The 8,386-nt window shown below is 46.1% G+C and carries 7 protein-coding genes; all 7 read right to left on the bottom strand.

From position 1 onward, the window contains the following. Positions 1 to 321: 321 nt before the first annotated feature. A complete protein-coding gene (argJ, locus tag K8S19_11255; GenBank protein ID MCD4814254.1) occupies positions 322 to 1,524 on the bottom strand; it encodes a bifunctional glutamate N-acetyltransferase/amino-acid acetyltransferase ArgJ in 1,203 nt (400 codons plus the stop codon). 67 nt (positions 1,525 to 1,591) lie between these two features. Then, entirely contained in the window at positions 1,592 to 3,526 is a 1,935-nt protein-coding gene (gene thrS / locus K8S19_11250) for a threonine--tRNA ligase (GenBank protein ID MCD4814253.1), read from the bottom strand. A gap of 16 nt (positions 3,527 to 3,542) precedes the next feature. Next, entirely contained in the window at positions 3,543 to 4,373 is an 831-nt protein-coding gene (gene pssA, locus K8S19_11245; protein MCD4814252.1) for a CDP-diacylglycerol--serine O-phosphatidyltransferase, read from the bottom strand. Then, the gene (locus tag K8S19_11240) at positions 4,370 to 5,038 is read right to left on the bottom strand and encodes a phosphatidylserine decarboxylase (protein MCD4814251.1); all 669 of its coding nucleotides are present in this window, start codon (positions 5,036 to 5,038) and stop codon (positions 4,370 to 4,372) included. The genes pssA and K8S19_11240 overlap by 4 nt, the downstream gene beginning before the upstream one ends. After that, entirely contained in the window at positions 5,010 to 5,627 is a 618-nt protein-coding gene (locus K8S19_11235; GenBank protein MCD4814250.1) for a hypothetical protein, read from the bottom strand. The genes K8S19_11240 and K8S19_11235 overlap by 29 nt, the downstream gene beginning before the upstream one ends. A 120-nt stretch (positions 5,628 to 5,747) precedes the next feature. After that, positions 5,748 to 6,497, bottom strand: a complete 750-nt coding sequence (locus K8S19_11230) for a YebC/PmpR family DNA-binding transcriptional regulator (protein MCD4814249.1) — start codon at positions 6,495 to 6,497, stop codon at positions 5,748 to 5,750. A 143-nt stretch (positions 6,498 to 6,640) separates the two neighbouring features. Beyond that, entirely contained in the window at positions 6,641 to 8,161 is a 1,521-nt protein-coding gene (locus K8S19_11225) for a T9SS type A sorting domain-containing protein (GenBank protein MCD4814248.1), read from the bottom strand. Positions 8,162 to 8,386 lie beyond the last annotated feature (225 nt).

Genomic DNA, 8,386 nt, shown 5'->3' with positions numbered 1-8,386 from the left:
TATTTTTTCCAGATAAACTCGGTTGATTTAAATTACAGTATTTAATGTAATGTTTGAAAGTTAACATAATATATATTATCCGACGTTAGAAAAACTGCAAATCCGGTCAAATTACTGAGTCCTAATTTTATTAACCCACTGCTGCTAAACCTGTCAGCTACCCATTAAAAAAAACGCATCAGCAATAAGATTATGGTCACAGTGACGTCATATCATCGAAGCTTGCTTGGTTGTGTGTTGACAGTGCCGATTTTTCTTTAAAAGACAGGTTGGAATCTTGCTCGAAACAGCGGTCATGCGAAAAAACAAAACCAAAAAATATCACGAAATATAATCCGCATTGATTTTAATATAGTCGATGGAAAAATCACAAGTCAGTACCTCAATAGACTGTTCCCCCGTCTGCAAATCAATCACGATTTCAATTTCATCCCTTTTCAAGGACTGCTCCGCCTGATCGTAGGTTTTTCCGTTTAATTGCGGTTCACCATTGATCACGATTAAATGGCCGTTGATCGAGACATTGAGGGTTTCCGGTTGAATACCGATATTTGCTTTGCCGATTGCCATCGCGATTCTTCCCCAATTGAGCTGTTCCCCGAAAAAAGCTGTTTTGACCAGGGGCGAATTGGCAACAGAAAAAGCCACGCGTTTAGCTTTTTCGCGATCAGGTGCGTTTTTAACTGTGATGGAAATGGTCTTGGTCCGCCCCTCGGCATCCTCAATCAATTCTCGTGCCATGTACCGGTTAAGCGCATGCAGATGCTTGTAGAATATCTCGAAATCACTGTCTTCCGTCCGGATCTCCGGATTACCGGCTGCGGCATTGGCAAGAATAAATACCGTATCATTGGTACTGGTATCACTATCCACGGTAACACAATTGTAGGAATCCTCCACCGACCGCTGCAATGCCTGCTTCAACAAGTCCTGTGAAATAGCTGCATCGGTCACAATAAAACACAGCATGGTCGCCATATTCGGCATAATCATACCCGCACCTTTGATGCATGCCGCAATCGTAATTTTTTCGCCGTGTAACTGAAATGAAACAGAAGCCTGCTTGATACGGGTATCAGTGGTTAAAATGGCTGTAGAAAAATTCTTATCCTCTTTTGCACCAAGCTGAGAAACAAGCAATGCCGTATTCCCAATAATGGCATCCATTGAAAGAGCCTGCCCGATGACACCGGTCGAGGCAACGTAGCATTCACTTTCCGGAATGTGAAGGTGTTGGCTCAATTCGCACAATTCCTTCTTTGCATCAATAATTCCCTGCTTGCCGGTAAATGCGTTGGCATTACCGCTGTTGACAATAATCGCCCGCTTATTGGGTGTTGCTGCATCCATTTGCCGGGATACAATGACCGGCGCAGCCTTGAAATCATTTTTTGTATAGACTGCCGCTCCCACTGTTTTGGCTGCCGAAGAGAAAATCAATCCGAAGTTTCTTTTCCCTTCTCCCAAAGCAATCCCGGAAAACTGGTAGCCTTTAACACTTCGCAAACCCTGTTTATTAATCATATCATTATCCTTTTTAGTAAGGCACGGCCTGCCGTGCCCTTAGGCATACACTGAACATGTAATTCAATTATTCTAAATCAAGCGCCTTTTGCTCGGTTTTTTCTTTAATAAGGGCAATAATCTCTTCGGCTGTTCTGGGTCCGATGTTTTTACCGTTCCGCAAACGAACTGCGCCGGTTTGCTGCTCAACTTCTTTATCACCGATAATAATCATATAAGGAATTTTATCCAGCTGGGCATCTCGTATCTTGGAATTGATTTTCTCGCTGCGCAAGTCCGTCTCCACGCGTATGCCCGCCTTTTTCAATGCATCGGCAAGGGTCCGGGCGGAATCATGATGACGGTCGGCAATGGTGCAGACCTTGGCCTGAACCGGGGCCAGCCATACCGGGAATGCACCGGCATAATGCTCCAGCATCACACCGAAAAACCGTTCCAAAGAGCCCATCAATGCCCGATGAATCATAATCGGCCGATGTTCTTTGCCATCCTCACCTATATAATTAATATCGAACCGCTCCGGGAGATTAAAATCAACCTGAATGGTTGAACATTGCCAGGTTCTGCCTAGACAATCCTTAATTTTAATATCGACCTTGGGACCATAAAAGGCTCCCCCGCCCTCATCCACCGCGTATTCGAGACCGGTTTTTTCCAGAGCTCTGCGCAGTGCTTGGGTGGATTCTTCCCAGACTTCATCGCTGCCAACAATGTCTTTTTCCGGTTTGGTAGACAAATAAATTTCATAATCGGAAAACCCAAAGGTCTTAAGAACAAAAAGCGTAAACCGGATAACCTCGCGTATTTCATCCTCCAATTGGTCACGGGTACAGAATATATGCGCATCATCCTGGGTAAAACCCCTCACCCGAAAAAGGCCGTGCAGCACCCCTGATTTTTCATACCGGTACACGGTCCCTAATTCAGCCCACCGTATGGGCATTTTCCGGTAACTCCTCACATCGGTCTTGTAAATCTTGATGTGAAAGGGACAATTCATCGGCCGAATGTAATAATCGTTTTCATCAACCTCCATGGCAGCATACATGGAGTCCTTATAAAAGGAGAGATGTCCGGATGTCTCCCAAAGATGGGCTTTGCCAACATGCGGTGTATACAGCAATTCATAACCATTTCGGAGATGCTCCTCCCGCCAAAAATCCTCCATAATCTTGCGGGTCATCGCACCCTTGGGATGCCAAAAAACCAATCCGGCACCGGCATCTTCATGCAGTGAGAAAAGATCCAGATCCTTTCCCAGCCGCCGGTGATCGCGCTTTTTCGCATCTTCCAGCTTGGTGAGATGCGCTTCCAGAGCAGACGCTTTATCAAAACTGGTCCCATAAATGCGCTGCAGCATTTTATTTTTTTCGTCACCGCGCCAATACGCACCTGCAATTGAGGTCAGCTTAAACGCTTTGATGATTCCCGAATGCGGTACATGGGGGCCGCGACAGAGATCCACAAAATCACCCAACGTATACAGCGACACTTCGGAATCTTCAATCGCATCAATTAATTCAAGCTTGTACACCTCGCCCTGCGCTTCAAACAGCGACCGGGCCTCGGGTTTTGAAACGACCCGTCGTGTAAAAGGCAGTTTTTGTTGTACCAGTTCGCGCATTTTCTTCTCGATTTTATCCAGGTCATCCGGGGTGAATTTAATGTCACGATCAAAATCATAGTAAAAGCCATTTTCAATCGCCGGACCGATGGTGACCTTGGTCTCGGGATAAAGCTGTTTAACGGCTGCCGCCATGACATGAGCTGAAGAATGCCGGAAAATCTCTGTGCCTTCCCCGCCGGCAAAATCCAGCACCCGTACCTTATGCTCCCCTTCCGGCACTTCACGCGTTAAATCGAGCGTAACCTCATTGAGCTTGATTGCCAGCGCCTTGCCGTACAATGCGGGATTGAGCTGTTTGAGCGCTTCACCGAAAGTTGTCCCGTCCGGGACAGATAGCTGCTTATTTTCATTTAGCGCAATGCTGCGTTCAGACATATTAAAAGCCACACTCCTATTTTTTATTTTTCAATAGATGAATGATGTTTTTCTGGTGCAATTTCAATACCTGATTTAAAAAATATTGAAAAAGACCAATAAAAAAATATAGTGATACAATTAAAAAAACAATGTTTTCCCACGGCAGTATCAGGCGAAGCACCACAAAAAACATCGCCACACCGCATAGCAGAACCAAATTGCGGCGGTTCATTCTTTTAAAAGCCGGAAATGGAATGCGGCTTACCATCAGCACAGCCAGAATAACCAGGATGCCGGCAGCAAAATAACCGGACATTTGCGGAGAAAAAGCACTAAAAGACTGACCGAGAAATTTCGGCATAAGGCGTTCGGGGCCTGATGGGGTTACCAGCAGCAGGGTGGCGAAAAAGGCTGCCGCCCCCGGAATTGGGAGCCCAACAAAAAAAGCCGAGGCTTCACCGGTTGTTTCGCTGTTGAATCGCGCGAGACGCCAGGCACCGGCCAGCAAAAATAAAAAACAAACCACCACTTTAATCACAAGTGCCACTTCATGGAGCAAGGCGGTATAAGCCAGAACGGCGGGTGCAATCCCAAATGAAACCAAATCCGATAAAGAATCAATTTTCACGCCAAAAGAACTGACTGTATTGGTCCAGCGGGCAACTTTTCCATCTAAAAAGTCAAACACCATCGCTGCCAGTAAAAGCCAGGCAGGAATGGTATATGCCTTGAGGTCGGTGATGCCGCCGGAATAATTTTCAATCGCCATCAAAATGGCGATAATCCCGCAGATCAAATTGAATGCGGTTAAGAGGTTGGGTAAAATATAGGTCCCTGAATGCCTCACGTTCATCTTGGGACTCATGCCGTCCACCGCGCGATAATGCTCTCGCCGCCTTTTACCTTGGTGCCCGGTTTTACGATCATTTCAACCGCTTCCGGCAGGTACAGATCTATTTCCGATCCCAGCGCAATCATGCCAAGACGTATCCCGCGGGAACACTCTTGATTGATCGTTAGCCAGTTAATCGTCCGTCTAGCCAACAAGCCGGCGATCTGAACAAGGGTGTAACTGCGGGGTCCGCGCTCAAATAAATACCAGCGTTGTTCATTCTCAATCGGCGCCTTGGGGTCCATCACCGGACGGAATTTACCCGGATAATGATCTGTCCGCACAAGCTTGCCGGCGCTGGGAACCCGCTGAATATGCACATTGCCAACATGCATAAAAACAGCGACGCGCCAAGCCGGTTTTTTCAAATATCGATCTTCCCTCACCTTTTCAACGTGCGTGACATACCCATCTGCCGGCGCGATAATTATTTCCGGTGGTTCGGTACTGTTTCTTTCCGGGTCCCGATAAAAATAGACAATGATTGCCATGCTCAAACTGCAAACACCTAAAAAAAACAAACCCATCAAACGCACCCATGACGCTTGGGCCACCAAGGCAGGAACCAAGCCCGCCAATGCCAGGCAACCCAGGATGGCAAGAACCTTTTTACTCTCGCGGATTATTTGATATTTCATGCTTGCAGCCTTTCCACATGGATTTAATTTTATCTTTTTGAATCGCAACTTGCACGTCATCCGGGTCTGTCACCCATATCCATCCCGACCATCGATGGCCATCGGTTTGAAATGCATCCTCTGAATAAATGTCCGGTATTTTTGTAAAAACCGGTATAAAGGCCTCCATCACAGCACTGACCCCGCCGGACACCAACAACAAGTACTGGTACTGCTCAATCCGTACCATTTGAAACGGGATTAACGTATTCTTGACGAGCATTTCCCCGCGCGCTGACTGATGCCGAAAAGACCAATTAGCCGACTCTATTTCCGCTTCCTCATCGTCCATGCCAAATTCAGTCACCTTGGATTTTATTTCATCTTCCGGGGTGTTTTGCAAACCAGCCTGAAATTGTTCCAGTTGTTTGGTTTCTCCGGGTTTGAAAATACTGACCGCTTCTTCTCCTTGTTTTTTCTCGAAAAGAATAGCGCGGCGTACCAAGCCATGCAGCATCACCTGTTCTGTCTTTTCCAGGTTTCCAGCTTCCGGAATCAAGGCGGCCAGCTGCTGTTGCACTGACATATCCGGTTCTTTTTTATTTTCCATACCAACTCCTAAAAAGATTACAGCACGATCAACGCTTTACGGCATTCTCCTTGCATGCAAGCTTGTCGCCGGTATCGCCTGATTGATTCCCACTGGATTCGTTTTACCTTAAAACCGTTTTTATTTGTTCAAGGATTCCATCAATTCATCAGAAATATCAAAATTAGAATAAACATTTTGCACATCATCGTGATCTTCTAAAACCTCCAAAAGCTTGAGCAGCGATTCAGCACTTCTGGCCTCTTCCAACACAATCGTATTTTTAGGAACCATGGAAATTTCCGCTGATTCAGGTTCGACTTTTTCTTTTACAGCAGTATAGACAGCTTCAAAGTCACTCGGCGCTGTTATAACAGTATAAGAATTGCTTTCGGTATTAATATCTTCCGCACCTGATTCAAGTGCCAGATGCATCAAATCATCTTCACTGATTTTATCCCGTTCAATCGTGATGACGCCTTTTTTCTCGAACATCCATGCCACGCTGCCCGGCTCGCCCAGACTTCCGTTTCTTTTCGAAAAAATGGAACGAATTTCAGATGCAGAACGATTTTTATTATCTGTTGTAATCTCTACCATAATCGCCACACCCGCAGGTCCATATCCCTCATACGTGATTTCATCATAGGATTCACCGGCCAGTTCGCCGGTCCCCTTCATGATTGCCCGTTTGATATTGTCCTGCGGCATGTTGACCGCCTTTGCAGCCAATACCGCCGTTCTAAGTCGTGCATTCATATCCGGATTTCCGCCACCGGCTTTGGCCGCTTGAATAATTTCTTTCGTAACCTTGGTAAAGGCTTTTCCGCGTTTGGCATCTACTGCAGCTTTCGAGCGTTTTATGGTTGCCCATTTGGAGTGTCCTGACATTGTCTTCATTCCTCCCAGCACAGAAATATAACGGAATTATACGGTTTTTCAGGTAATTGTAAAGTGAAAAGGCCCGCAGCAAGACGTAATATTATATTATCATCATTAATATCATGGGCTTTAGCACATCTCCCAATTTGTACTCATTTCTTATATATCTTACCGCTCTCGCCCGCTTTCCCATCTTGATACACCTGGTATATATACACTCCCATTGCCAGCCCATTGGTATCCCACTCTAATTGGTTCCGCGCAGGAGATAGGGTTCCGGTAAGCTTGGCGGCAATCTCCCCGGCCGCGTTGAATATGCGTATTTCCACCCGGCTGCTCACAGCGGCTTGAAATCGAAAAGTTACTATCGCTGTGGCTGGATTGGGATACGCAATGACCGCTTGCTCCTGATTTTTCGTATTTGTTGGAACAGCTGTATTTCCGGGAGTGAAAGTACTTGTTGGTGACAGTGTCGATACAACAATATTGGTAGGCGTCATGGTAATCGTATTCGTCTGACTGATCGTCGGTGTTGCTGTTCCAGTCGGTGTACTGGAAAGCACGGGAGAAATTGTCGCGGTGGGTGTTATAGTGGCTGTCGCTGTGATGGTAGGGGTCATGGTGGTTGTGACCGTGATAGTGGGTGTAGACGAAATAGTTGCTGTCTCTGAAATTGTCGGAGAGCAAGTCGGAGTGCCGCTGCTTCCTCCATCCCAGCCTGCTAAACGCGCGAAAAGGTGCCACGCGGCCCTTCCCTTGAGCACACAATTCAATCGTGCTTCATTGTTCGGACCATCCGAATGTGCGCATGAATTGCATCCGTCATAACCTGTTACGTTCTGACCTGTCGTGAGTTGATCCAACTCGCTGTTGTCATGCAGCGCGATGTATTCTGATGCCCAATTGGCGTCCACTGAACCGCTATTATCAGAATCGTAGTCTAAATCATCCTGTAACAATTTATCTAAATAATAGTTTTCATCCGGATCGTAATTTTCCATATCAGAAAAATCAAATAAGACACGATCATTGGCCGCGACATGCGCCCGAATTTGCTCGTTGGGTACATCCGATGAATCACCCTCACCACCGCCATTGGCATGCGCGGTCATAAACACGAATTGTACAGGATGTGCTGTTGCGCGCGGATGCGTTCCACCAGCACCAAACTCCCCAATTAGCCATTCCATACTAGTGAGATAGCGAGGAATATTATGCCCGGCAATATTACACCAAGACCACATAATCACATTAATATGGTAATTATTGGAATCAATAAGAAAAGCATACGTATCATCCGCCCAATCGGAATAACCATTACTATTATTATCATAATCTCCCTGGCTTAAATCCGGATACCCCGGAATACCGCTTTGGTCCAAACTCAGGACACTGCTGTTCCCATGAGAATCATCGACCCAGTCATAGGTACTGCCAAAGCTCGGAAAATTTTCCAAAGCATCCAATCCAGTGAGCAGTTGACCGCCATGTGATGTTCGGTTGTAGGCAATGTGTAAATTAGCTTTGACTGCTGTTATCCACGCGCTTGGAATATCATCCAAATCTGTGTTGGTATGATCCACCACAAATCCCGCGTTGGCTGCACTCGTCAGGAATATGAATATAACTAAATAGAGCTTTATTTGTAAAAACAGGAGTATGTTTTTTTTCATGCTTGTGGGATACCTCCGGAAATAGAACATGCTCGAAAATAGTATTATATCACAGTAATAACCGGTTTGTATCCTCTTCCAGCGCGTGTTTTTAGTTCTGATTATCGTGCTAGCGTTTCATCGATGTACTTACCCGGCATTCGCCGGGCAAGTACATCGATGAAACGAGTAAAAATATCGCCGAAGACGAACATCTCCCGACAAAAATACCACGGGCAGCCTGCC

Source organism: bacterium, from assembly GCA_021108215.1.
Lineage (GTDB): Bacteria > Oederibacteriota > JAAXVQ01 > JAAXVQ01 > JAUVAV01 > JAIORK01.
The sequence above is the reverse complement of the archived record's forward strand: the minus strand, read 5'-3'. Positions and strand labels throughout refer to the sequence as shown.